Source organism: Leptospira yanagawae serovar Saopaulo str. Sao Paulo = ATCC 700523 (assembly GCF_000332475.2).
Classification (GTDB): domain Bacteria; phylum Spirochaetota; class Leptospiria; order Leptospirales; family Leptospiraceae; genus Leptospira_A; species Leptospira_A yanagawae.
Genome location: NZ_AOGX02000015.1, coordinates 90,760 through 115,882 on the forward strand (window position 1 = coordinate 90,760; position 25,123 = coordinate 115,882).

A 25,123-nucleotide genomic window follows, 5' to 3' on the forward strand; every position below is an offset into this window, starting at 1 on the left:
AGAAGAGCAAACGTATGGATTTTCGATATTAGGATTCGATTTTCAAGTTTTATGAAAAGCATTTGATTGCTTCTCGGTGTAACAATCGAATCTTATTTCGATCGTTACACCTATCATGCGTTTGGAACGAATGTTAATTCAACATTTGGAAAAAGTCATTCCCTTTATCATCAACGACAATGAACGCCGGGAAATTTTCCACGTCGATGGACCAAACCGCTTCCATTCCAAGTTCTGGAAAATCCAATACTTCTACCTTTTTGATGTTTTCCTTAGCTAGTAATGCAGCTGGGCCACCGATGGATCCGAGATAAAACCCACCATTTTTTTTGCAACTATCGGTCACAACCTTGGAACGATTGCCTTTCGCAAGAGTGATCATCGAAAATCCCTTCTCTTGGAAAACAGGAACATAACTATCCATTCGACCAGCAGTGGTCGGTCCAAACGAACCTGATGGCATACCTTCAGGAGTTTTCGCAGGGCCTGCATAATACACTGGATGGTTTTTAAAATAATCGGGAAGGGGTTCTCCTTTGTCCAATTTTTCTTTGAGTTTGGCATGGGCAATATCACGTGCGACCACCAAACGACCGCTAAGCATCACTCGAGTTTTTACCGGATATTTGGTCAGCACTTTCAAAATTTCTGGCATCGGTTGGTTTAGATCAATGTGAACCGATTCAGTATTCGAATCCACTTCATCTATCGTTGGTAAAAATTTGGCTGGATCGTATTCGAGTTTTTCTAAAAAGATTCCATCTTTTGTAATCTTCGCTTTGATGTTACGGTCGGCACTGCAACTAACACCTAGACCAACAGGGCAAGAAGCTCCATGACGTGGAAGGCGAATCACTTTAAAGTCATGTGCCAAATACTTTCCACCAAACTGTGCGCCTATCCCTGATTTTTGAGCCGCTAATAACATTTTTGCTTCGAGCTCTGTATCTCGGAATGCGGAACCAAACTTATCTCCTTTTGTTGGTAAATGGTCCAAATATCCAGCTGACGCTAGTTTTACGGTTTTTAAATTGGATTCCGCTGACGTTCCACCGATGACAACTGCGATATGGTAAGGAGGACATGCTGCTGTTCCCAAATTGGCTACTTTGTCTGCGATAAACTTTTCAAGAGAAGTAGGATTGAGAAGTGCTTTTGTTTCTTGGAAGAGATAAGTTTTGTTTGCTGACCCACCACCTTTCGCCAAAAAAAGAAAACTATATTTATCACCAGGTGTGGAATAGATATCAATTTGAGCGGGTAAGTTGGATCCAGAGTTAACCTCTTCATACATAGTCAAAGGAACGACTTGTGAATAACGTAAATTTCTATTCACATAAGTATTATAAATTCCTTTGGAAAGTGCTTCAGAGTCATCTCCGCCTGTAATGACATACTCACCTTTTTTTGCCATGACAATGCCTGTTCCTGTGTCTTGGCAGGATGGCAATTGTTTGTCAGCAGCGATCACTGCATTTTTTAGTAATGCCATTGCCACAAAACGATCATTTGGTGTTGATTCAGGATCGTCTAAAATTTTTCGTACCTTTTCCAAGTGAGCCGTTCGTAGGTAAAAGGAAACATCCTCCATCGCTTTTTCTGCAAGGAAGGTGAGGCCTTCTGGTTCCACTTTCAATATTTCTTTATCGCCAAAGGGGACTGTGCTGACATAATCTTTTGTCAAAAGTTTGTATTCGGTAGTGTCTTGTGTGAGTGGGAAGGGATCGGCGTAAAAGAATTCTGGCATAGAAACCTCTAATTTGTACTTCTAATCTCTTGGGAATCCTTCTTTCGTAAATGAATTTTTCACGACAATAGGACGGGATTGTGTTTTGCTGATTCCAAATGGAACCAAATGTTTTCAATCAAATTGCAAATCAATATGATACAGAGGATAGAATCCAACTTGCTCGGCGCATATTAGAAACATTATACCCAACTCTGTCACTTGGCCAAAAGAAAACCTTACTTGATTTCGGATGTGGGACAGGACTACTCGGAATCCCTCTCACTGCACATTACAATGAAGTGATCTTTGTTGATGACTCATCTGTGATGTTAGAAGTGTTGCAATCCAAAATCAAAACAAATGGGATTCTAAATGCAAAAACAATGGCCGTAAGTGATTTGTCTGGATCAAAGGTTCTGCCAGTGGATGAGATCCTTTTGTCACTCGTACTATTGCATATTCCCGATACAGAAAAAATCCTAAGGTTTCTGTATGGTTTACTCAAACCAGGTGGAAAACTATTTCTTGTGGACTTTGATAAAAACGAAAGAGTTTCCCACCCAAAAGTTCACAATGGTTTTAATCAGAAAAACTTACAGGAATTAATGATAAAAATTGGATTCCGAAACGTTTCGTCTTCCACCGTTTTGGAAGAGAAAAAAGTATTTATGAATGAGGACGCATCGTTCTTTCTTTTAGTAGCTGAAAAATAACAAATTGATAAAATTCGTCTAATGAATCTTATGCGAATCTATGAGCTTCAGAAGGATTGAAGCAAGGCAGATATTGTTTACTATTTAAAGCCAGATAATCCTTTTGCATCTGTGTCCGCATTCCATAATAGTGATTTTAAATCTTCTGGAATCGGCATGGGAGCAAAAATAGGTACAGTTGCACTGCCAGTATTTCCCACTGGGATCCGATTGAATAGACTCCCAATCCAACCAAAACTCATTCGCACAAATTGTCCTAAAATTTCATTGAAATCGAACTTTCTGATTCCAAAAACAAACATCCGGAAATGGACACCCGTATGTGAAACTGGATGGTATTGTCCAATGATATGGGCTCGCTCCAAATGATGCCATGCCAACGAATCGTTATTATGTGCTAGAGCTTCTTTGTATTTTTTTAGTTCGTTTTGATAAGCAAACTTTAGATCATTTGGCATTTTTAAATTTAGTTTCATGATGGTTCCTATCTCGTTTCTTGGATTCCTAATATTTCAAAATTCAAATTATTGTAGACGGATCATCATGAATATTCTAGCAATTTTTCAAAGTTTTAAATAAGAAATTCCGAAGTATGTTTCACCTAACGGGATCTAACATTTGAAAATTTCGAATCCATTCTTCTGATACAATTGGATCATCATAAAAATGTTCATTGTCTTTTCCGAATCGTTTTTCATATTCTTGTATTTTGTAGCTATCATGATGACAATGAACTGCCGCATAACATTGAATATCTTTATTGGAAGTAATTTTTAAACCATTGGCCTCCTCAAATAAATCCAAATAACCGATCCTCCAACCATATTCACTCAAAAGAAGTGGCATCACATTTCGGTATGCTTTGTGCGCACTGACAGAACTTGGATTCAATTCAAAAAAGTTGACAAATATTTTAAATTTGATCCCCTCCGGTAGCGCTTGTAACACTTGGGTCAGATCCTTTTCCCATGCGATTGCATCTGCTTCTGTAATGGCGCCTGATAACCTTGTGGTGATTAAATTTGAGTCCTTTTCCCATTTTGTATAAAATTCAACTTGCATATGACTTAGACTCAATTGGGACAGATTCCAAATCAAACTTAGTATTTTCAGATTGCCTTATGATGAAAATAAATGAATCCCCAATCGACCGAGGACCAATTGGAATAAATAAAACAAAACAAATGTAAGAATGATACTGACAAAAAGTGCCAACCAAAAACCAATCAGTGGATTCAGTTTTGGGAAAATCAAAAACATCGGCAATGTTGGCAAAACAAACCAAAACGTATAATACGCATGGTTTGAAATCTTTTGATCCGATGCATTTTCAACTTTTAACCAAATGAGTGTTAGGATAGTGATCAACGGAAGGGAAGCAATAAGACTTCCCAATCGGTCATTTCGTTTTGCCACTTCCGAAATAAGCACAACAAGAGCTGCTGTGATTAGGTATTTAAAAATCAAATATACCAAGGGATTCATTTTCAAATTTATCATCCATTTTAAAATCACAAAAAGATTTCATACACAAAATCAGATCTCTTTATTTTATTTTTAAATCTGAGAGGAATTTTGTAACAGATTCTTTCAGCAAACTGACACCAGGCTCCTCGTAAGGAAAGTGACCTGCTCCGACAAGTAAGACGAATTCTTTCGTTGCTGGAATTTTATCAAAAAACCGTTTACTCAAATGAGTTGGTGTCCATGGATCGATACTTGGATGAGCAAGTAAAACAGGACAGACTCGAAAAGTTTCTGGTTCGATTTTAGGTTTGTAATTGAGGAATGTATTTAAAAAACCCAGACTTACTTTAGAACCACCTGCATAAGGATCATTGGAAAATACTTTCGAAAAGTTCGGATCATTTGTAATGAATTCCATTTTGCTAAACCACTTGATTGGGAAATACATCCTATTTGTGGCAAAGGAAAAAAACGAATTTAGTGGCATTCCAATGCGACTCAAAAACCAATTGGATGAAATTGCATCTCGTACATCTGATTCTCTCGGATCAACTAACGTGGTCGCTATAAGGCCATCCACTTCTCCGTTTTCGGAAGCTGTATGATAGGCAAGCATTCCTCCTATACTAAGTCCAAATAGAATGATTTTTTGATTTGGATTTTTTTCTTTTTGGATCAAATCGTTCAATACGAAAACCCAATCCTGATAAGGAACAAAAGCTTTGTCAGATGGGATTTTCGTGAGGCCAAATCCAGGGAGGTCAGGTGCCAACCATTCACATCCTAAATGTTCCAAACCGATAGCCAAAGTACCTAGGATACGACCGTTCCCTCCTCCTCCATGAATTAATAAAATTTTACACTTAGCATCTTTTTTCGGATACCGATCCAAATGAATCTGATATCCTTGCGACTCAAAATATTCTTCAGTTGGTAAATTGTATTTTCTAAATCTTAGATCATCTGGAAGGAAATGTTGGTATCTATGCCAATAGGAGATCTCCGCATAACTTTTAGGTTTTTCCAAGGAAGAGGAACAGGTGATCAAAGTAAATCCAAGTCCAAATACGTTTAAAAGGTTGATGAATTTCATAGACGTAAACTGAAATATGTATCTGTGAATGTCGAAACTTTATTCACCATTTCAAGGAGATAATATTTTACAGATGTATAATAAAAAAGACAAAATTTCGGAATCCTACGAAAAATTAATTCGCACCTTCCACGAAATTTTCTTAGTCACTCCATACGAAAAAATCAGTATAGAAAACATTGCAAAACGAGCAGGTATGACGCGTGTTAATTTTTATCATTATTTTGTTGATAAAGAGGATATTCTATATCGAACTTATATTGATTTCTATAGAAAAATGGAATCAGAATCACCTACGGTAGATCCAAAAACTTTACTAGCCAATGGACGTTCATTGACTTACTATGCATTAGAAAACACGAAAGCCAATATTCAATTTTACAAAATGTTATTTCAAAATTCAATTCCGGCATCCGTTACCTATCGAATTTTAGATTTTATCACAGAAGAATCGTATCGAACACACGAACCATTAAGAAAACTTTATAAAGAGAAATTCCCACCTTACCAATTTGTGAATCAATACTTAGCAGGAGCCTTTTGGAACTTAATTCGTAACTTAGTTTTATCTGGGATCGACTTTGATTCAGAATTGGTCTCCGATTTTTTTACAAAATTATCAACTCAAGGTTTACCATCATTTTTAGATGTTGGAAGCCAAAAACAAAATTAAGAGTATCATCCTTTTTATTCTTTGACGAAAACGATGTCAATTTTTGAACATCATACATCTGCAAGGTGTCATCTTTTAAATTTTGATAGAATTCTATTTTCCTTTTTTACTTTTTTCTTTTGACTTCTTCAAATTCTTTTCATATAGATCGATCCACTCTTTTGGACCCATTCTGGAAACAAGTTCCTCGATTTGACCTGCCCCCATTTTCAGTACCAATGGATAAGTTAGTTTTCTCTAAACATTTCAACCATAAGATCGCTTAAACTCTGAAGGAGTCAAGTAATTCAATGAAGAGTGAAGACGCTCGTCGTTGTATTCCTTTTGGAAAATTCGCAAAGCATCGGTTAACTCTCTTTGATTTTTAAAGTAGTGTAGATTCAAACACTCATCTCTAAGTTTACCATTGAAACTTTCTATAAATGCATTTTGTGTTGGTTTTCCTTTTTCAATAAAGTGAATTTCTATCCCCTTATCTTCTGCCCATTTCTGGAAGTCTTTGGATGTAAATTCTGTTCCATTATCCAAAACAAATGCTCTTGGAAGTCTTTCGAGGGTGTTTAAATATCTGATCAACTTTTCTGACGAAAAAGTAAACTCTGCCTGAAGTATGGTATTCTCTCTTGTTAAATGATCAATACCTGTTAAAATTCTTTGCTTTCTTCCATCAATCGTCCGTTCGAAAACAAAGTCCATTGACCAAACTTCGTTTGAATTCTTAGGCAATGGTAGTTGCTGTGATGATGCATTTCTTTTCTTTCGCTTCGGTTTTGTCCTTATTTTAAGCCCTTCTAAGCAATATAGTCGATATACTTTCTTATGATTGATTGTCCTACCCGACCTTCTTAACCTTCGGTAAATTCGTCGATAGCCTTCCCGTTTCCATCGAAAAGCAAGTCTTCGAATTTCGTTCATTGTCTCTTCATCAATAGCTTTCGGCTGATAATAATAACTTGATTTAGGAAGAAGAACAACATCTAGGCTTCTGTTTAGAGAAAGTCCCTCTTCAACTAGCAGATCAACTGCTCTCTCCTTCGTTGATCTGCTCAAAACTTTTTTCCCAAAACATTCTTAATTGCTTGGATTTCGAGAGCCATGTCAGCTACCAATCTTTTGAGATTTGAATTTTCCTGCTCGAGTGCCTTCATCTTCTTGATTTCGCTAAGCTCCATTCCTCCATACTTGTTACGCCAGCGATAAAATGTTTGTTCAGTGATTCCGTATTTTCGTGAAAGTTCCTTGATTGGAATACCTGTTTCTGCTTCCTTTAATATCCGAAAAATCTCGCTTTCTTCTATCTTCTTTCTTGCCATAATGCTCTCTCCTTAATATCGGAGAAAACTAACTTAAATATCGGTGCAGTTTTTGGGGAGCAGGTCAGATTAGTTTCCATGGAATGTCTTCTATTTTCTTGAATCGAATGCAACTTTTCCCCATATCCAATTTTGTTTTACAATGTTTTGGGTATTCCGTTTGGAACCATTGGAGTAATTTTGGATCGGAATAAATTCCCATATGATAGAGGGCAAGGCCATTCTTTTGGGAAGCAATATGGAGGAAAGGAAGTGCAAGTTCAGGTGTTACATGATAACCGGCAGGGTACATTTTTTTTGGAACCACATAACCAATCATATTGTATTGAAATGTTTCTTCAAAACCTTTGGGGAGATTTTTTTTAACAAAGTTCCGAAGTTTGGAAAATGATTCTCTTAGATCGTCTGGTAAGGATTGGATGTATTCATCGACTGTGTTTGGCATGGTCTGACAATCTAATTGTTCCAAATTTAATATTTCTGTACCTAAATACTTGAATGCTTATTGTCTTTAATTCTACTTATTAAAACGGATCTGTAGATTGAGATCAATATGGAATTGACCGATTTCCTCATAAATGTTACCAAATTTATGACGGGTAGAACTTGGAGTTTCCAATCGAGTGTTATAAAATATATAATCTTCAAATTGAGAATTATCATAAATATGGTAACAGATTATATCTCCATCCTTTTTTACAATGAGGTATCCACCAGTAGCCTCATACTTACCATCCCAGACTTTTCCAGGAGTAAATCCTAAAGCCACATCAGTTAAAAATCGTTTTAGTTTTTGGCCATAAAAATCTTGACCCAAAGATAAAACGAAGTTTTCAGAATTTAGTTCTCATAAATCTTCTGCAAGTTCTGAAATTTTGGCTTTTTGTGAACTATAATAAGAATAAACAAGTTTTCCCAATATTGTAGGTAGACTCGAATCTATATAAACTAGATTATTTAGAAACAGTGAACTTTTTACTTTTACAAAGGATACATCTACATTTAACTCTTTTAGTATTTGAAATTTATTATAAAAACGTTCTGCAGAATCAATTTTTTTAATGTCATTCTTTATTAATCTATGAAGAGCATATTTAAAATTTGTTCCATCTTTCTTGAATTTGAATAAAGTTGATTTTGCACCTACCTAATATTTAGCACTCAATCCTAGCAGATGAGATGGGCTAGATAATATTACCTACATCCTACAGTTTGAAAATGTTTTTGGAATGCCAATCTAAAAAGTCTTTAGAAGGAAGAAATCTGTCAGGCAAAATGATAGATTGATTATCATATTTTAAAAATAAATCGGGCACAGCATGATCTTTTGTGAAATCTTCAAAATATTTGGAAACTTTTATTTTATAATCTGGAGTAACAGTCATAAAACCTCTATCAAAGGCTCTATCATGAATTGAATTTAAGCATAAACCATTATGTGGATTCAAACGATTGAATTCATCTGTTTTCCAAGGCTTTATATGACTTGCTACCAAAAAATCGGGAACAGATAAGCCTGTCATACAACACCTTATATTGTAAGATGAAAGAATTGTTGAACGGAAAAAATTTTGATTTACCCTTTGCTTTACTAATGATTCTTTTTCTTTGCCAATAGGAAATTCAATTACAACATCTTCAAAAAGTTCTTCTATTTTTTTATTTTGGAATTGAGCAATCAATAACTCGCTTTCATAAGCTAACTTTTCCCAATTCCCATGAAATTCATTCCAAACGATTTCATCTAGTTTACTTCCGTTTCCTAAGCCAACGATTCCTTGTTTTTTTAATTCTGGGTCAAGTCTTCCAAAGTTTCCTACTTTCATATTAAGCGCGGAAGGACTTCTGCCAATTATGTTCGCATATTTGACAATTGTGGGATTCGTTTTGCTACTACTTTTAAAAGGTATTTTACAATAGACATTGAAAGCAATAATCGTTTCTTCTTTTGTCCAATTATTGCTTCTCGTCATTATAGAATTCTATTACTCCCAAATTATCTACAGAATAGTTAATCAAAAGATCATCTAATAATTCTTTCGTTATATCTGAACTTCCCAGTAAAATTGATTTGAATATTTCTATTCGATCGTCTGGCGTTAATTGATTTAATTCATCTATATTGCGAAAAAATTCCATAAAATCTTCTCTTGATATTTTTTTCCCTATATTCATTTTCATGTAGCCAGATGCATTTTATTTAAATCTAATTCGGATGAAAAATCATTTGCAGGATTTAGAGATATATTTAAAAGAGATTCTCGGTTCATCAAAATTTTTTTACAATTATTCTTTATAAAATCAAAAATAAAAATGCGCCCATGATTTTAAGTTATACCGTAGTGCATATAATATGCGTTAAAACAGCTTTATTATGATTTAAAGTTTCCAATGGCAACACCTTTGCAAAAGAGTTATCAATATCGAAAAGGTAATTGTTTGTATTATTTTTCACAAAAACTGGTCAAATTGAATTATGTCTGCTTCGTCACTTTTCGTCAATCTTGTAAATTGAAGTAAAATATCAAAATTTCCGAATAAATTATTCCTGATTCCATATTCGCATAACCAATACGAGGCGCCAAACTCCTCCCGGATTTGATCAAAACCTTTTGGAGATACTCACATGCCATAAAAAAACCCACCTAATGGTGGGCTTTTATTAGAGAAAGGTCTCTAGGTAAGAAAATCGAATTTCTTATTTAGAAACAACTTGGAAAGTCACTCGACGGTTGATCGCGTCTTTTTCATCAAAACCAGAAATTGGTTTAGACGAACCAGCAGCTTTTGTCACGATTCTTTCCGCAGGGATCCCTTGTTTTACGAGAGCATCTTTCATGGCATCAGAACGGATTTGTGAGTAGTAACCGTTTCCTTTTTTAGCACCTTCTGCTTCTTCTGGACCAGATGCATCCGCATGGCCAGTGATTTCTAATGCATAACCTTCAGGAAGTTTTGCAAGAGCGTCTTTGATATAAGCAACATTGTCTTTTGCCCAAGTTTTGAAATCTTCTGCTTGGATGTCTGCTTGTTTGTAGCTAAATCCTCTGCGACGAACGCCATCTGGGTAACGGTAGTCTTTGAGTGCTACGTTGATTTCATCCAAAAGAGCTCCGTTGAGATCTCTGGAAGAAACTGCAGTTGTGTTGTCCGTAGTTGTGGACGTTTCTTTTGGAGTTTCTTTTTCTTCAGAAGACGAACAATTCGTTAATGAAATAGAAAGACCTACGAGGAGGATGAGGCTTAAAAAAAATCCTTTTTTCATCAGTTGACCTACCTTAATGTTTCCATAGTTTAGTTCTTTTCATTAGATAACAACCGAAAATGCAAATATTTGTAACCGTTTCCGAAGATTATGACCAAAGTCGTTTAGACGTTTTCCTAAAAGATAACGCTGGCGACGATCTTAGCCGTTCCACCGTTCAAAAATGGATCGATTCTGGCTTTGTGACAAACAAAACAAAGGACCAAGTCGTGCATAAAAACGGCTATAAGGTGGCCTTAGGAGAAGAGTATGTGGTGGATGTCATCGCAAGACCTGCTTCTCGATTGGAACCAATCCCAATGGATATCCCTGTTTTGTATGATGAAGATGAATTTATGGTCATCCATAAAAAAGCGGGGATCGCTTGTCACAGTGGTCCCGGTGACGACTCCCCATCACTTGTCAACGGACTCCTCCACCAATTTAAGAACCTTTCGGGGACGGGTGGTGAACGCCGTCCAGGAATTGTGCATCGTTTGGACAAACCCACGGAAGGGGTTCTCATCATTGCCAAAACGGACAGAGCCCATGCCGCCTTATCCAAACTCTTCCAGGATAGGCTTGTTGACAAAACCTACTATGCCTGGGTTTTGCAAGCGCCTGTGGAAGCAGAGGGAACCATCAGTATGCCGATTGGCCGTCACCCTGTAGAACGAGTGAAGATGTGTGTCAGAGAAGATGGACGTATGGCCATCACCCATTACAAAACAGAAAAAATTGTCCAAACCCAAACGGGACGTAAGTTTAGTTTGATGAAACTTGGTCTTGAAACGGGTCGTACCCACCAAATCCGTGTTCACATGGCAAAAGTAGGATGCCCTGTGGTTGGGGACAGTTTGTATTCAAGGTCTGCAAAAGATTACACTCAGTATGGACTATTACTCTTTGCTAAAAAATTAGATTTCCCTCATCCTTTCGTACCTGACAAACGGATTGTGGTGGAACTTGAGTTTCCAGAGCGATTTAAGATCTTTGAACGAAAATGCCCTAGTTACTAAAGGATCTAGGAATGGAAAATGGAATCGGCATCCTATGTTCAGTTTGGAAATGAATCACCAATCAAAACCTAAGACAACTGATTCCCAATGGATCGTTTGACATCGTGAAACGATTCCGATTCTTAAAACCCTTATTTTTCCTTTCGGTGATTTTTGTCAGCTTCCATCTGTTATATGATGTGATCTACGAAAATCATTTAGGAGAAGTTACGGATAGTGACGTGTTGTATCCCTATCTATTTGCTCGGGATTTTTGGACTGGGGGGTTTGCCGGAATCCGAGGTTGGAACCTCCCTCCCTGCACCTACCTCTTTCCTGAAATTGTACTCGCGATTCTTTTATTTCCAGTCATTCCATCTGTATATGGGTTCCATTTGGTATTTGGGTTTTTCTCCTTTGTTTTGCCATTTTTTTTGGCCAGACAATTGGGAATGCCAAAACGATATGCTTATTCCATTTCTCTTGGGTTTTTCGTTTTAGCTGGTCTCCATCCAAACTCCTTTGGGCAGTTTTATTTGCCTGGGTTCCATGCGATGGTCTTTTTCTTTGCGATAGGGACTCTGTACGAATTGGAACATTGGAATCCAAAAAAAGTCAAAGTTTGGTTTCGGTTTCTCATCCTAATGACACTCGTTTGGGTTTCCGAATATTGGTTTTTTGTACAATTTGTCCCCTATTTATTTCTTTATGCCATCATACGTTTGGGATGGAAATCTTTTGGGCCAACTTTCATCTGTTTGGTTGGGTTTTATTTGGCGAAGGCTGTGGCAAAGGGCCTCCGCTTAATGGGGATTGGGACTATGGGAACAGACAATGTTTATCTTTTATCCCAATTGAAAGGTATAGGGCATTTGTTAGTTTCCGATCCAAATTCACTCTGGAAAGGTATTGTCCAATCATTTGAAATCCAAGAATTGTTTTCGCAGTGGATTGATTGGTATTTGGTCATAGGTGTTTTGTTTGGAATTTTATTTGTCTTTCGTAACAACCGTAAGGATTTTTTCTTAGAATTCGTATTCTACCTCTCTCCGTTCATCACACTTGTATTTTTGTATACCATTCAAGTAGAACCAAACATTCGTTATCTGTATTTTTTGCCTTTTGGTATTTTATATTTTTCGTTTCGGATCCTGGAACGAATCCCTTTCCTTCGATGGATTTTTCCCATTGTTTTGGTGATTGGATGTTTTTGGTATTATTTAGGCAAACATACGGAACTCGTTTCCTTAGTGAAAGCTGGAGAAACAAAACGAAACCATCGAATGGAATGCCTCTCGCAGTTTGACCCAAACCTCCCAGGTGCAGCCACGTACTGGCCAATCAAATACAGTTATACATTTTCCGACCAAAATTGGAATCTAGTTCCCTTCACCAAAGACGGTGTGTATTACCCTTGGATTGCAAACAGCTCTTGGGATAAAGATTTCAAAAATCAAACGTTTGATTCCTTCGGATGGGGTGTCACCGAATCCAAAGAAAATTTGGCCGATTGGAAGGATGTGAGGTTGGTTAAGGAATGTGAAGGTTGGTATTTTTTTCAAAGAAATTGACGATTCGAAATACTAAACCCAAGAATTGAATTGATTCTAGTTTTCCTTCAAACAGTTTGGGACAGGTTATGATAGAACTCCTTTCCGATCCATCTCTTTGGCTTGCTCTTTTCACCTTAACTGCTTTGGAAATTGTCCTAGGCATTGACAATATCATTTTTATCTCTATCCTCTCGTCCCGTTTGCCCAAAACCAAACAAAAACAAGCCAGACAAATCGGTTTGTTTTTAGCGATGGGAACTCGCATTTTATTACTTTTTTCCCTTTCTTTTATCATGAAACTCACAACTCCTCTCTTTACAGTTTTGGAACATGCCATCAGTGGCAGGGACCTTATCTTAATTTCTGGAGGACTTTTTCTCATCGCTAAATCCACCACCGAAATCCATCACAAATTGGAAGGCGATTCTTCGTTAAGCGATGACTCCAAAAAACAAATATCCTTCACCCAAGTAATCGTTCAAATTTTGATTCTCGATGTTGTCTTTTCATTGGATTCAGTCATCACCGCTGTAGGGATGACTGACAAATTAGGTGTCATGATCACGGCCGTTGTATTATCCGTTGGATTTATGTTACTCTCAAGTGGAAGTATTTCTGATTTTGTGGACCGCCACCCCACCATTAAAATCCTTGCTCTTAGTTTTTTAATTTTGATCGGTGTTGCTTTGTTAGGCGAAGGACTAGAACTTCATATTCCAAAAGGTTACATTTATTTTGCAATGTGTTTTTCTGTGATCGTAGAATTCCTCAATATGAAACTCCGAACCAAATCTGAAAAACCAATTGCTCTCAGGGGAAAATAAATATGAAACGTAAAGAATTCATCAAACGATCTGCCCTGTCATTCACTGTCGCACAACTTCCATTATTCGGAGAATCAAATGACGATAACACGAGTTCCGATCCATCGGAAAAAACTTCCCCATGGATGGATGCCGAGGATTTAAGTGACTACCAAGCCCTTGTGACCCAACTTCTCTCCAAACCAGATGGATATAAAGTTGAGGGAAACTGGACACTTGGAAAAGTATTGTCCCATTGCGCACAAAGCATCGAGTATTCCTTGAGCGGGTATCCCGAAATGAAGTCTTCCATCTTTCGAGGTTCTATCGGGAAAATTGCTTTTTCAGTTTTTGCTTTCAAAAATAAAATGAATCACGGTTTGGAAGAACCAATTCCTGGCGCAGAAGAGATACCAAACAACACGGATGTGAAACTGGGAGCCAAACGTCTCTTACAAGCCATCGATCGTTTTTCCAAAACAGCAGAATCAAGTTTACGGCCCCACTTTGCTTACGGTGAATTAACAAAAGAAGAGTATGACTTAGCGCATACCCTCCATATCAAAAATCATATGGAACGATTACTGCTCTAAACTGAGTTCAATTTGTTGGCAAAGGTCTTCTGCTTTGTACATTTTTGAAAAATAAGCAGTCACTATGGTTTCCAAACCTTCTTCTTCGAGGAAGGTTTCTCCCCCACTCAATGGAGCATCGGAGCTTATTAAGATGATGGGGATTTTTTGGTTTTGGTTACGCCTTCCTTCCCATTCGTGGATGAGAGAGATTCCATTCATTCCTGGCATATGCAAATCAGTGATGATGAGAGAAGGTGTGATCCTTGCCAAATGGGAAAGTGCCTCTTCACCATTGCCTGCCTCAATTACAATCCACTGATTCCTTCGCATAACTTCTGCTAATTCCGATCGAAAGTTTCCAGAATCATCTACAAGTAATACAGATTTGGTGCTTTTCGACAAAGAAATTTCAAAGGAAGAACCAACACCGAGAACTGACTTAATTCTGAGTTTCCCGAAATGAACTTCTAGGATATTCATACAAAGTTGTAATCCAAGACCTGTCCCACGTTCGCCAGCCGTTCCTGGTGTACTTTTGATATTTTCATCGCCGGTTAATTTGTGGATTTGGTCTTCACTCATACCAAGGCCTCGGTCTCGGATTTCGACAGACAACCATTTTCCTTTAAAAGAAACTCCAACCCAAACTTCTGAATTCAAATGCGAGTATTTGATGGAATTGGTAAGGATATTTTTGAAAACCTCTCCAATCAATGTGCGGTCAGCGATGATTTCTGCTTCGATGGGTGTGTCTTTTTGGATTCGTATTCCTTTGAGTGTCGCGAGTGGTTCGATGGACTCAATGGTTTCATTCAAAAGTTCGTTCACTGAAAATTTTGTTTGGATGAGTTTCGTTCCAATGGCATCAAAGCGACTCACATCTAGAAGTTGTTCCAACATCCGAAGGGATTGGCTCACTCCTGATTTACAAATACCCAAAAATTTCTTTTTTTCCTCTTCTGAGGTTTCATTAAAACTAAACTCGATCACATCTAATATTTGATTTACGCTATTTAGCGGCGAACGTAAGTCATGCGAAATTAAGGAAACGAAATTAGCTTTCCATCGATTGGCTTTTTCCAAATCTGCAGTTCGTGCTTTTACTTTTTTCTCCAACGCCTCTTTGCGTTTGTAGAGTTCTTTTGAGATGGATTCCGAACGTTTGTAAACCCGCACCAAACCAAAAGTAACACCCAAAGTCTGAGGTAAAATAAACAAATACAGGGAAACTAGGCCCATTGGCCGATAACCAAAGTTAGGATTTGATATTAAAAAAACATCAATGATCCCACCAAAAATGGCAAGGACCAAACTGTAAAAATACAATTTGCTGTCCTTTCTTTGTAAATAAAGGGCGAGTGAAACCGAAACCAAACTCACCAAGATAAAAAATCCGGAAAGAGTTTCAAAATAAAAAGTAATTTCTGATAAATGTCTAACTGGAGTGAGAACCGATACCATTAAAAAGGTTAAACAATACAATTTTAAAAAAGAAATAACCTTTTTAAACACACGCATTTGTGCTAAGTTTAAGAGGATGGATGCTCCAAAATACAATACGATCACAATTCCAATCCTTGAAAATCGAAAGAGTGGCATACAAAACACATCGGGAAGTAGATTAAACAAGATCCTTGATTCGATCAGAGTAGAACTTAAAATCAAAATGCCTAAATAGACGTATGACATTCGTAATGCGTTTTTTTCAGAACGATTGATAAAATACACTAACATATGATAGAGGGACAAAATTCCCATAAACAACATGATCATCCAAGACACAGTGTAGTTCACATTCCAAAGAGGAATGATTCGATCCAAATGTCCTAACCGAATGAGTCCATGAATCCCCGCATACTTATGCGAAAAATTGGAGATATGGATGACCAAGTCCAATTCCCCGCTCAAAACCGCTAGTGGAAGGATTTTTGTATGAAAGGAAGGTTGGTGGGTCGCAACGTTGATTCCCAAATTTCCATTTTCAGCAATCAACTTCCCGTTTGCGTACATTTTGTAAGCGCTATGGAGGACTGGCACAAACAACGCATAGGCTTTCGTATTCTTTGTTGGTTTGGGTAATTTAACACGGAGACGGTAGGTCGCATAACCATAACTGGGATAATCTTCACCTGCCTGATTGGCCTGCGAAAACCAAGGTACACCCACTTTGAGATACGTTTTGTTTGGTGGGGACTTCTGGTTTGGGTTTAAAAATTCATTCCAATAGAATTCCCATTGGCCGATCAGAGGAATGGTTTCCTTCGTGAAATCAACGAATTCCGTATCCAAAACACCTTCGTCGGCAAGCAAAGTGGGATAGGAGTCAAACCGACAGGAAAGGGTTCCACCTAAGACCAAAAGAAAAATTAAGGGATAACGACAAAATTTTACTGAGTTACAAAAAGATTTTTGGATAGATGAGAAGGAGACACTGAAAATCATAAGGTTGTGGAATCTGTTAAAATCGCTATCTTAGAAGACCATTCCGTTGTCACTGAAGGAATCATATCTATTCTGAAATCCAATCCTTTCTTTTCTCTTGCCGGAGAATTTCGAACTGCTGCCGATTTGTTTTCCTTCCTCGAATCCAATCCGATCGATGTCCTAGTCCTTGACATTGATTTACCGGATCGGAATGGAATTGATGTGTTACGCGAAATCAAAGAAAAACACCAACCCACAAAGGTCATTATCTTCTCGTTACATGGAAGCCGAGTGTATGTAGAAGACGCTCTCAAATCAAAAGCTGATGGGTATATGCTCAAATCAGACCCCATCTCCAAACTACCAGAAGTCATCCAACTTGTGATGAAGGGTGGATCATTTGTATCTGACGGCGTGAGTAAAGTCCAACTCCCATTCTCTGCATTCCAAATGGAAATTTTAAACTTACTGGTGCAAGGCCTTTCCCAAAATGAAGTGGCAGACCGCATCCAAAAATCCCGTAAAACTGTGGAATACCACCTGAACCAAATGCGGACAAAATTTTCCTGTAAGAACAATAACGAACTCATTTCGAAATACGAAAAAGAAATACAAAAATAGCGATTTCGTGATTTCTAAGGCGGATGTTTCGACTAAACTATTCGTATGAAACATATTTATCTTTTACGGCATGGAAAGTCCGAATGGGACCTACCGTACGAAACCGATTTGGAAAGGACTTTGTCTCGCAGGGGAAAAGAACAATCCAAAGCTTTACGAGAGTATCTCAAAGAAAGCCGGTTTGAATTTGACCAATGTTTGGTTTCCCCTTCCGAACGAACCTTAAAAACCTATTCCTCACTTCGTAAGGAAGTCCTTCGGTTGCCAAAACCTGAGATCCGCGAAAACTTATACGACGCAGACAAAGAAGATTTATTATTTGTATTGCATGGCCTTCCGTCTAGCACTCGTTCCGTTTGCTTGGTCGGTCACAATCGAGGACTCGAAGAATTGGGCTCTTCCCTTGTTTTGGGTGAGAAAGAAAAATCCCTCTTCCAAAAATTCCCAACTGCTTCCTTTCTCGGGCTTAGTTTTTCTGAGGATTCTTGGAAAAATCTTAGTTGGGGAAGTTGCCAATTAGTAGTATTCTGGATCCCTGGGCAAATAGGGAAAGAATGAAACCACTGTATTCAGAAGAGCGCATCCACCACCGTGTCGAAGAATTAGCACGTGAAATCTCTCGGGATTTTTTAAGTAAAGATTTAGTTGTCATTGGGATTCTCAATGGCGGGTTTATCTTTACGGCGGATCTTTGCCGGAGTATCGCCATTCCTCATGAAGTCGATTTTATGGCAGCTTCTTCTTATGGTGACGGGACCAGTTCTGGAGAATTCAAAATTACGAAAGAATTAAAAAAATCTGTGCAAAACAAGTCCGTTTTGCTTGTCGAAGACATAGTGGATACTGGGAAAACTTTGGAATACCTCCTGACCGAAGTCCAAAAACAAAATCCTAAGGAATTAAAAGTGGCGGCTCTTTTTTGGAAAAAACAAAAGGCAAACCCACACATCCTTGTGGATTACCCAGGATTTATCATCGAAGATGATTTTCTTGTCGGGTATGGACTCGATTATAAAGGGAAATTTCGAAATTTACCGTATGTTGCTAAGTTAGAGGGCACGGATTGAATCATTCTATCATCAAACAAAAATTTAACACGCTGACAACTTTCCCCGTTTTAAAACCAGAAATTTCAAAAGTCGCCGAGGATTACGTAAACCATTCAGATGATTGGAAATTACTCCGTGTCAATCCATTGAAATTTGCCACCGAACATAAATTAAGCGAAAACGACTCAGTAGATTTTTTTGTACACGCTGCTAAAGTTGGACTTTTTGATTTTGCTTATAATTTGATTTGTCCGATGTGCGGTGGAATTGTCCACAGCCATCATAAATTGGATGAAATCGAAGGAAAAGAATTCCATTGTGTGTCTTGCAATATCATAGTTCCAACTTTACTTGACGACCAGGTGGAAGTTGCCTTCCAAATCCACCCTTCTCTTCAAAAAAACGAAATTGATCCTTTTGTGGATGTAAATAACTACTTTCGCTATTTTTTCTCCGAAAACTTTGATAAGTCAACCGAACTAAGGGATTGGATCCAATCGACAATCAAAGATTATGCGAAGATAAAACCAGATGATTCCTATCATTTTACCTTTGAGACAAGTTTTGGTGGGTTACAAGGCCATCTCGTACAATTTGTGAGTATCGACCGAAATGCCATGTGCCTATTTTCGGTAGATCCAAGTTTGCCACCTTCCAACCAATCGTATTTAGTCGATTTGATGGAAAGTGGGATGAAACCAGATACAACCTCCATTCCGTTGGGAACACATAAGTTTACGATTCATAACCGTACTCGCTTCCAAGTGGGTCTGAATGTCCTAACGTCAAACCCAAATGAAATAGGTCGGATTGCAAAAGAATATCCGACGATACGCCATTCCTTTTTAACAGCGAAGATGTTGTTAAACAACCAATCGTTCCGTGACCTATTCCGCATCCAAAAACTTTCCCCCGATCTAAACTTAAACGTGAAATCTCTCACAATCATGTTCACTGACCTAAAGGGTTCTACAGAAATGTATGATACAGCTGGGGATATTTTCGCGTACAAATTGGTACAAGAACACTTTCGGATCCTAACAGAGATTGTGCGAAAGTTCAAAGGTGCCATTGTCAAAACCATGGGAGATGCCATCATGGCTACCTTTTCCACTCCAACCGAAGGGTTACTCGCAGCTTTAGAAATGATGGAACGAATTGAATCCATGAACACGCAGTGGAAAGAAGAAGGTTACGAAATTGGATTGAAGGTGGGACTGAACGAAGGGTCCGCATTAGCGGTTGTCAATGATGAACGCCTCGATTATTTTGGACAATCTGTGAACATTGCCGCACGTGTGCAAGGCCTTGCCAAATCGGGAGAGGTCTGGCTCAGTGAAACCGTTTGGAATGCCACAGGATCGGAATCTCTGGTCAAAGAACATGATTACTTTTATCGCAAACAAAAGGCAACCTTGAAGGGAGTGGGAACTCCTGTACCAGTCTTTCAATTGAGTCGAAAAAAACTAAAGGAACCTTCCAAGTGGAAATCATTGTTCACCAAAAGCTAAAATGGAAATTTTTTTACAAGATCGTATTCCTCTTCTCTCTTCCAATTGTGGCCAATGCTTGCAAACCTGAGGGCCTAAACAACCTCTGTGATCTCAAATCAGATGACTTTGTGCCCACTGTGATTTTGCAAACAGCAACCGCCTCTGGATCCTACCATTGTGGATACAAACTAGTAGATGTTCCCCCTTTTGGTTACCGTTATACCCAATTTCGTTTTTATTTAAATTTTCCAGTTTCCATCTTACCTGAATTTGAGACAAATTCAAGTTATGCGATCGAAGGGAATTTACCATCTGGTCTTAGTTTTGATCAGGTAACGGGAGAAATCAAAGGGACTACTCTTTCCGTCACGGCACCAACCAACGTCCGAATCACTCGGAATAGCCCTGGTTTTGCCACCGTGGATCTTACTTTACAAGTGGCAGAACCCTCCGCGACTTTTGTTTACGGCCAGTATGGATCGCTTACTTGTGGTGCGGCTTATAATATTGGAAGTTGTTCAGGAAGTTCCAATCCCAATAACCAAAACTTAAGTTCGCCAACAGGAGTGGTGACTGATTCCGATGGTGGGGTCTACATTGCAGGGGTGAATCGGATCCAATACTTCCCACCTAATACCAATCAATCGACATTTGTATATGGTCAATTTGGAAACTTCAATTGTGATATCGCCAACAACAATCAATCTTGTGGAGGTGGAGGCACATCAGCGGGAAATTTGAGTTCAGTCCGAGGGATCACACTCGACCGAGAGAATGGCTTATATGCCACTGATCTTGGCAACCATAGAATCTTGTACTTTCCTAATTCATCCAATGTACCGGCAAGAATTTACGGTCAAACGAGTTACACAACTGCAATTACTGGTTTATCAGATACGGCGTTCAATGCTCCTCGCGCTGTTGCATTATCACCTGAAGGTGGACTGTATGTTGCCGAAGCTTTCAACATTCGTATCGTTTACTTCCCACCTGGATCCACAACGGCAACAAGGGTGTATGGGCAAGTGGATTTTTCAACTAGTGTTTCCAATACCTCGGAAACGAGATTTACCGGACCGTTTGGAATGGCTGTCGATTCCAAAGGTGGCTTGTATGTTGCCGATTCTCCGAGCCACAGAGTATTGTACTTCCCAGTTGGATCCACAACCGCTACGCGGGTCTATGGCCAATCGAATTTTACAACCAATACCTTATCGATCGCATCGGCCACAGCTTTGAACAATCCTACATGGATTGCCCTCGACCAAAGTGAAAACTTATATGTTTCCGATTCTGGTAACAACCGTGTGGTGGTCTTTCCAAAATCGACACAAACCGCTGGTCATACAGCAGTGGCCGTATTTGGTCAGTACAATAATCTTTCTTGTGCCGTGTCAAACAATGTAGGTGGTTGTACGGGTGGTTCCGTAAACCCTGCCAGTTTGTTTGCACCTTCAAGCATTACGTTCAATCGACAGGGACAATTGTACATCAATGACCAAAACAACCATAGGATCTTGGTGTTTTGAAGGAATCCAACACATCACACCGGTCGGAATTCCGACCAGGTGCGTTTGTAAGTGAATTGGAAGGGTTTGGGTAAGGTTAAGCGATTAAACTGCTAGATAAGACGAGAAAAGACCCACCTACTTTACTGGTTCTGCAGACACTTCTACTTCAGGAAGTGACGATCGCAAATACCCAGATTGCAACACTGCCACCTGCCCTTGTTCACTTGTGAGATAAGTCACAAAGGCATCAATTTTGTCACCCTGGTCTGTTTTATAGATGATAAACAATTCACGTGCTAGTTTGTACTTTCTATCGTACACATTGCGAATGGAAGGAGTCACAAAAGGATCTTTTGCGTTTTTTGCATACTCTAGCGCTTTTAATTTGTCTTTATGGTCCACAAGTGCAGAACCCATACCCATATAACCGATGCTATTTGGATTTTCTTGGATGTATTTTGCCATTTCTGCATTGTCTTTCACAATTTTGGCGTTTGGAGAAAACACATTGGATTTGTAGGTTGTGTATTCCTTTTCTCCCAAATCCCTACGTTTTAAAATATGATTTTGGAAATAGTCTTGTGTTCCGGATTTGTCGTTCCGAATGACAATGGAAATTGGTGCATCCTGTCCCCCAACTTCCTTCCAGTTTTTGATTTTACCAGAAAAAATATCCGATGTTTGGATCAAATGCAATTTGGAAACTGGATTGCTTGGATTGACCACAAGGGCGACACCATCATAGGCCAAACGAACTTTTTCAAGGTTTCCCGTTTTCCTAAGATCATCAAACTCCGCTTGGTTTAGGTCACGTGAAGAAACTGCCATATCAATTTCTCCTTTTCTGAGACGGTCAATGCCGGACTCTGATCCACCGCCTTCTACTGTTACACGAACATCTGCATTCACCTTTTCGTATTCTGTTCCTAAAAATCGCATCATGCTGTTCATGGTCTCGGAACCAGCAACTTTTAGAGTTTGTTTGTCTTTACAGGCGACAAAATTAATTGTAATCAAAATGTAAAAAAGCAGAGAAAGGTTTTTCATCGTAAATCAGGTAAAGCCCAAATTCCATCCTTCGTCAATCGCAAAAACCCATTGTTTTTTCCAAATCCACCCTCAGTTTTTCAGAAAAAACCCCGATCTTTGCAACGTGATGACCCAAACCCGTTTTCTCGCCATTTGTTTTGTAACAATCATCCCTTTTTTGGATTTGGTTGCAGGCCCCGACTTGAAAACCCAATTCCGATGGAAATGGGATTCAAACCAAGTATTGGAGCTAAACGAATACCATGATGTATTCTTTCGGGTGGGGACAAAAACAGTGGAACGGGAAGACAAAAACCGAGTGGTCATGAAAACCAAACAATGTTCGGCTGACTCTTGTTTGGTGAATGCTTGGTTTGATACCTACATGCGTTATGGCAAAACATCGGGGCCATTTTGGAAGGACAAAGAATTTTTATCTGATTTTACACTTTTTCGGAATGGCCGTTACGAAGTACCTAACGAATTTTCCATGCCCAATCTCAGAAGTTTTCCTTCCTTTCCCGAAACTCCAGTTTCTGTCAACGATGTCTGGAAATTGCCTGCTGAAGAGTCTTTTGATTTTACTTCCGAACGAATTCGAGTGAAAGTCACACCGGAATACTCATACCAAGGGATTTTTCCCTGGAAAGAAGGAAACTATTCTGGCAATTGCGAAAAAATTACATATACCTATCCCATTTTTTATTCTAAACCTGATTCTGAAAAAATGGCACCTAACGTACCTTATAAGATTTTTGGCTTTGCATCTGGCACAGTTTTTTTTAATGCAGAACGAGGAGTTCCTGAATTTAAGGAGGTAAAACTTTCTTATACTTTCATTTATCCAAATGGCACAGTCCAAGAAGCAAACTTCCATATCAAGGGAGTGTATTTTTTGCGGAACCAAGTGAATGCGAAAGACAAAGAAACCATCCGTGAAGACATTTTAAATGATTTGATTGTGGGTTATACAAGAGATGGATTGCCCAATGGAAAACGGATTCAACATACATTCCGACCTGAAGCGGGAAATCCGAAGCCAAATCAAGTCGGAGGTCCAGATAACAATCCAAGTCGAATCACTAATCCAACTGGAACTTTAATAACAAACGAAAATCCAGATCCGAATAGAATTCCCATTGGAGACGTTGAGGAAAAGGATAGAGTTGCGGATCAATTGCCGGTGAAAGTGCGCACCACAGAGGATGGAATTGTGTTTTCCTTGGATTCCATTTTGTTTGATTTCAATGATAGCAAATTGAAACCTGATGCTGAATCCGCTGTCGCTAAAATTGCTGAGATATTAAAAAAATACCCTGACCGCGAAATTCGAGTTTCCGGTCATACTGACAATATTGGAAAAAAAGAATACAACCAAAAATTATCCGAAGATCGCGCAAAATCAGTCTTACATTCGTTAGTTGATAATTATAAAATGGATGAAAAACATATTTCTTTTCGAGGGTACGCGGATGAATTTCCTGTTGCACCAAACGATACGGAAACAAACCGTCACAAAAACAGAAGGGTGGAAATTACCTTGGTTCTAGACTAACCAATTTGTAAATCAAGGCCTACTGAGTAAGGTGGAACCAAAGGTTCACTTTCTTTTTTCCCACGTTCCAATAGCTTTTCCATCTCTTTTCGGATGTCACCGAGTAACAAGTGATAACTTTCTTTTTTACTTGTTTTGTACTTTTCAAAATAAGGAGTGAGTGAAATGGAACGAGACGCATATACGTAAGCTTTTTTTGCTCGAACCTCTGATTTCCCGTAAATATGTCTTTCAAAACTACAAATCCATTCCATCAGTCTTTCGGCGGATGGCCATTGGATGAGGTTTTTTGGTTGTGTGATAAGAAAAGCATACGCAGTCTCCACCAATTGTTTAGCCCTGCGGATATTTTGGTCTGTTAGGTGTTTGGGGGTGGATTCCAAGGGAATCCCTGCCTCAATTCGATCCAAGGTATGGAATAAAATTCGGATCTTTTGGATGGCATTATCAGAGTCCTGGAATTTAATTTGTAAGATTTGACCCGCAAGATTGAGTGCAGTATGCCTTGCCCGCCCTAAACGGTAATCAAAATCTTTACCATTGATTGCCGATTTCGGAATGCCAAGTTCGAATTCTGTTTCTTCTAACATCACACGACCAACAGTCAAAAATCGACGAAGGAGTGTCCTTCCGCCAGGGTATAATTTTAACTTAAGTTCTATTCGAGAAAGTGAGGTTTCAATGTCCTTTAAAATTGAATCTCGTGTTCCCGAGATTTTATACTTCACAAAGGTAGGTTGCAAAAACAGTTCTGCATTTGGGTCTTTTTTTCTGGCTTCTTCTAAACCCCAATAAATGAGTTGGGCCGTACTTGGCAAAAACGAGACCAAATTATCGTTTTCTCCCGACATAATCCCCTCAGGGTACATCACCAGTTTCCCATCTCGCTCGGATAAGATCCGTTTGGTGGTGCGTATCATCTTACGATTGGAACTTCCGTGTAAAACAGAAAATGCGCCAACACGTTTGATGAGCTCACCTACAATCCCAAATCCCCAATTAAAGACACTTCGTGATGCCATAAAATGAAACCGAGTACCAATTGTATTGGCAACTTGGTAAGCGATGATGGATTCCAATTCAGTGGGTTGGTTGAAAAGATACACAACTCGTTTGTCTTTTGTTTCCTTCAAACGTTGTTCATCATCTTTTGAGATGACCACTCCATCTAAGTTAAACAGAAGTTTTGTGAGGATGGGAAATCCCAAATCCAATCCCAAAGCAACAGGAAATTCAAAACGAGGAGCAATAAACGTATCTTTCATAGAACTGTGTATTTA

The 25,123-nt window shown here is 38.7% G+C and carries 26 protein-coding genes and 1 pseudogene; 12 read left to right on the plus strand and 15 right to left on the minus strand.

Going from position 1 to position 25,123, the window contains the following annotated elements; translation table 11 throughout:
• Positions 1 to 133: 133 nt before the first annotated feature.
• Positions 134 to 1,747 carry a fumarate hydratase gene (locus LEP1GSC202_RS04020; RefSeq protein ID WP_015676804.1) on the minus strand — a complete coding sequence of 538 codons (1,614 nt, stop codon included), beginning with the start codon at positions 1,745 to 1,747 and terminating at the stop codon, positions 134 to 136.
• A gap of 98 nt (positions 1,748 to 1,845) precedes the next feature.
• Here LEP1GSC202_RS04020 and LEP1GSC202_RS04025 point away from each other — a divergent pair, with 98 nt between their 5' ends.
• Positions 1,846 to 2,442: a class I SAM-dependent methyltransferase gene (locus LEP1GSC202_RS04025; RefSeq protein ID WP_015677404.1), complete on the plus strand. Its 597-nt coding sequence runs from the start codon at positions 1,846 to 1,848 to the stop codon at positions 2,440 to 2,442.
• 80 nt (positions 2,443 to 2,522) lie between these two features.
• On the opposite strand, the gene LEP1GSC202_RS04030 is transcribed toward LEP1GSC202_RS04025, so the two are convergent.
• The 4 genes from LEP1GSC202_RS04030 to LEP1GSC202_RS04045 form a co-directional block, all read right to left on the minus strand.
• Positions 2,523 to 2,918, minus strand: a complete 396-nt coding sequence (locus tag LEP1GSC202_RS04030; RefSeq protein WP_015676476.1) for a DUF3703 domain-containing protein — start codon at positions 2,916 to 2,918, stop codon at positions 2,523 to 2,525.
• Positions 2,919 to 3,039: 121 nt separating this feature from the next.
• On the minus strand, positions 3,040 to 3,504 hold the full coding sequence (locus tag LEP1GSC202_RS04035) for a hypothetical protein (protein ID WP_015676881.1): 465 nt from the start codon (positions 3,502 to 3,504) through the stop codon (positions 3,040 to 3,042).
• 57 nt (positions 3,505 to 3,561) lie between these two features.
• On the minus strand, positions 3,562 to 3,918 hold the full coding sequence (locus tag LEP1GSC202_RS04040) for a DUF3147 family protein (protein ID WP_039928540.1): 357 nt from the start codon (positions 3,916 to 3,918) through the stop codon (positions 3,562 to 3,564).
• A gap of 70 nt (positions 3,919 to 3,988) precedes the next feature.
• Positions 3,989 to 5,002 carry an alpha/beta hydrolase gene (locus LEP1GSC202_RS04045; protein WP_015677070.1) on the minus strand — a complete coding sequence of 338 codons (1,014 nt, stop codon included), beginning with the start codon at positions 5,000 to 5,002 and terminating at the stop codon, positions 3,989 to 3,991.
• Between the two features lie 73 nt (positions 5,003 to 5,075).
• Between LEP1GSC202_RS04045 and LEP1GSC202_RS04050 the strand changes: the two genes are divergently transcribed.
• Positions 5,076 to 5,675: a TetR/AcrR family transcriptional regulator gene (locus LEP1GSC202_RS04050; protein ID WP_015676869.1), complete on the plus strand. Its 600-nt coding sequence runs from the start codon at positions 5,076 to 5,078 to the stop codon at positions 5,673 to 5,675.
• Positions 5,676 to 5,921: 246 nt separating this feature from the next.
• Here LEP1GSC202_RS04050 and LEP1GSC202_RS04055 read toward each other — a convergent pair whose 3' ends face one another.
• From LEP1GSC202_RS04055 to loa22, 7 genes and pseudogenes are all read right to left on the minus strand, one after another.
• Positions 5,922 to 6,725 (minus strand): IS3 family transposase, encoded by an 804-nt coding sequence (locus LEP1GSC202_RS04055; RefSeq protein ID WP_015675630.1) that lies wholly within the window; start codon positions 6,723 to 6,725, stop codon positions 5,922 to 5,924.
• Positions 6,722 to 6,988, minus strand: coding sequence for a transposase (locus LEP1GSC202_RS04060; protein WP_015675631.1), 267 nt, complete (start codon positions 6,986 to 6,988; stop codon positions 6,722 to 6,724). The genes LEP1GSC202_RS04055 and LEP1GSC202_RS04060 overlap by 4 nt, the downstream gene beginning before the upstream one ends.
• Before the next feature lie 64 nt (positions 6,989 to 7,052).
• A complete protein-coding gene (locus LEP1GSC202_RS04065) occupies positions 7,053 to 7,433 on the minus strand; it encodes a DUF1801 domain-containing protein (protein WP_015676463.1) in 381 nt (126 codons plus the stop codon).
• A 72-nt stretch (positions 7,434 to 7,505) separates the two neighbouring features.
• A pseudogene (locus LEP1GSC202_RS20175) lies at positions 7,506 to 8,120 on the minus strand (HpaII family restriction endonuclease); the annotation flags it as partial.
• A gap of 73 nt (positions 8,121 to 8,193) precedes the next feature.
• Positions 8,194 to 8,961: an HNH endonuclease gene (locus tag LEP1GSC202_RS04075; protein ID WP_039928139.1), complete on the minus strand. Its 768-nt coding sequence runs from the start codon at positions 8,959 to 8,961 to the stop codon at positions 8,194 to 8,196.
• Entirely contained in the window at positions 8,945 to 9,169 is a 225-nt protein-coding gene (locus tag LEP1GSC202_RS04080) for a hypothetical protein (protein ID WP_208597383.1), read from the minus strand. The genes LEP1GSC202_RS04075 and LEP1GSC202_RS04080 overlap by 17 nt, the downstream gene beginning before the upstream one ends.
• A gap of 517 nt (positions 9,170 to 9,686) precedes the next feature.
• The gene (loa22, locus tag LEP1GSC202_RS04085) at positions 9,687 to 10,256 is read right to left on the minus strand and encodes an OmpA family outer membrane lipoprotein Loa22 (protein ID WP_208597389.1); all 570 of its coding nucleotides are present in this window, start codon (positions 10,254 to 10,256) and stop codon (positions 9,687 to 9,689) included.
• 56 nt (positions 10,257 to 10,312) lie between these two features.
• Between loa22 and LEP1GSC202_RS04090 the strand changes: the two genes are divergently transcribed.
• The 4 genes from LEP1GSC202_RS04090 to LEP1GSC202_RS04105 all read left to right on the plus strand — a co-directional run bounded on the left by LEP1GSC202_RS04090 (position 10,313) and on the right by LEP1GSC202_RS04105 (position 14,179).
• On the plus strand, positions 10,313 to 11,251 hold the full coding sequence (locus LEP1GSC202_RS04090) for an RluA family pseudouridine synthase (protein WP_015676975.1): 939 nt from the start codon (positions 10,313 to 10,315) through the stop codon (positions 11,249 to 11,251).
• Positions 11,252 to 11,355: 104 nt separating this feature from the next.
• A complete protein-coding gene (locus LEP1GSC202_RS04095) occupies positions 11,356 to 12,801 on the plus strand; it encodes a membrane protein (RefSeq protein WP_015677114.1) in 1,446 nt (481 codons plus the stop codon).
• Between the two features lie 71 nt (positions 12,802 to 12,872).
• Positions 12,873 to 13,607 (plus strand): TerC family protein, encoded by a 735-nt coding sequence (locus tag LEP1GSC202_RS04100; RefSeq protein WP_208597390.1) that lies wholly within the window; start codon positions 12,873 to 12,875, stop codon positions 13,605 to 13,607.
• A gap of 2 nt (positions 13,608 to 13,609) precedes the next feature.
• Positions 13,610 to 14,179, plus strand: a complete 570-nt coding sequence (locus tag LEP1GSC202_RS04105) for a DUF1569 domain-containing protein (protein WP_015676713.1) — start codon at positions 13,610 to 13,612, stop codon at positions 14,177 to 14,179.
• Here LEP1GSC202_RS04105 and LEP1GSC202_RS04110 read toward each other — a convergent pair.
• Complete coding sequence (locus tag LEP1GSC202_RS04110) at positions 14,168 to 16,603, minus strand: hybrid sensor histidine kinase/response regulator (protein WP_039928140.1); 2,436 nt, start codon at positions 16,601 to 16,603, stop codon at positions 14,168 to 14,170. The two genes, LEP1GSC202_RS04105 and LEP1GSC202_RS04110, sit on opposite strands and share 12 nt — an antisense overlap.
• A gap of 6 nt (positions 16,604 to 16,609) precedes the next feature.
• On the opposite strand from LEP1GSC202_RS04110, the gene LEP1GSC202_RS04115 reads away from it, so the two are divergent.
• The 5 genes from LEP1GSC202_RS04115 to LEP1GSC202_RS04135 are packed head-to-tail and all read left to right on the plus strand — an operon-like array spanning position 16,610 to position 21,277.
• On the plus strand, positions 16,610 to 17,206 hold the full coding sequence (locus LEP1GSC202_RS04115; RefSeq protein WP_015676622.1) for a response regulator transcription factor: 597 nt from the start codon (positions 16,610 to 16,612) through the stop codon (positions 17,204 to 17,206).
• 45 nt (positions 17,207 to 17,251) lie between these two features.
• On the plus strand, positions 17,252 to 17,764 hold the full coding sequence (locus LEP1GSC202_RS04120; protein WP_039928141.1) for a SixA phosphatase family protein: 513 nt from the start codon (positions 17,252 to 17,254) through the stop codon (positions 17,762 to 17,764).
• Entirely contained in the window at positions 17,761 to 18,273 is a 513-nt protein-coding gene (hpt, locus tag LEP1GSC202_RS04125; RefSeq protein WP_015676392.1) for a hypoxanthine phosphoribosyltransferase, read from the plus strand. The genes LEP1GSC202_RS04120 and hpt overlap by 4 nt, the downstream gene beginning before the upstream one ends.
• Entirely contained in the window at positions 18,270 to 19,766 is a 1,497-nt protein-coding gene (locus LEP1GSC202_RS04130; RefSeq protein ID WP_015676845.1) for an adenylate/guanylate cyclase domain-containing protein, read from the plus strand. The genes hpt and LEP1GSC202_RS04130 overlap by 4 nt, the downstream gene beginning before the upstream one ends.
• Positions 19,739 to 21,277 carry an NHL repeat-containing protein gene (locus LEP1GSC202_RS04135; RefSeq protein ID WP_015677419.1) on the plus strand — a complete coding sequence of 513 codons (1,539 nt, stop codon included), beginning with the start codon at positions 19,739 to 19,741 and terminating at the stop codon, positions 21,275 to 21,277. Before LEP1GSC202_RS04130 ends, LEP1GSC202_RS04135 begins: the two co-directional genes overlap by 28 nt.
• Positions 21,278 to 21,394: 117 nt before the next feature.
• On the opposite strand, the gene LEP1GSC202_RS04140 is transcribed toward LEP1GSC202_RS04135, so the two are convergent.
• A complete protein-coding gene (locus tag LEP1GSC202_RS04140; RefSeq protein ID WP_015676814.1) occupies positions 21,395 to 22,306 on the minus strand; it encodes a phosphate ABC transporter substrate-binding protein in 912 nt (303 codons plus the stop codon).
• Positions 22,307 to 22,415: 109 nt separating this feature from the next.
• Between LEP1GSC202_RS04140 and LEP1GSC202_RS04145 the strand changes: the two genes are divergently transcribed.
• Positions 22,416 to 23,843, plus strand: coding sequence for an OmpA family protein (locus tag LEP1GSC202_RS04145; protein WP_015676581.1), 1,428 nt, complete (start codon positions 22,416 to 22,418; stop codon positions 23,841 to 23,843).
• Here LEP1GSC202_RS04145 and LEP1GSC202_RS04150 read toward each other — a convergent pair.
• Positions 23,840 to 25,108, minus strand: coding sequence for a lysophospholipid acyltransferase family protein (locus LEP1GSC202_RS04150; protein ID WP_015677300.1), 1,269 nt, complete (start codon positions 25,106 to 25,108; stop codon positions 23,840 to 23,842). The two genes, LEP1GSC202_RS04145 and LEP1GSC202_RS04150, sit on opposite strands and share 4 nt — an antisense overlap.
• Positions 25,109 to 25,123 lie beyond the last annotated feature (15 nt).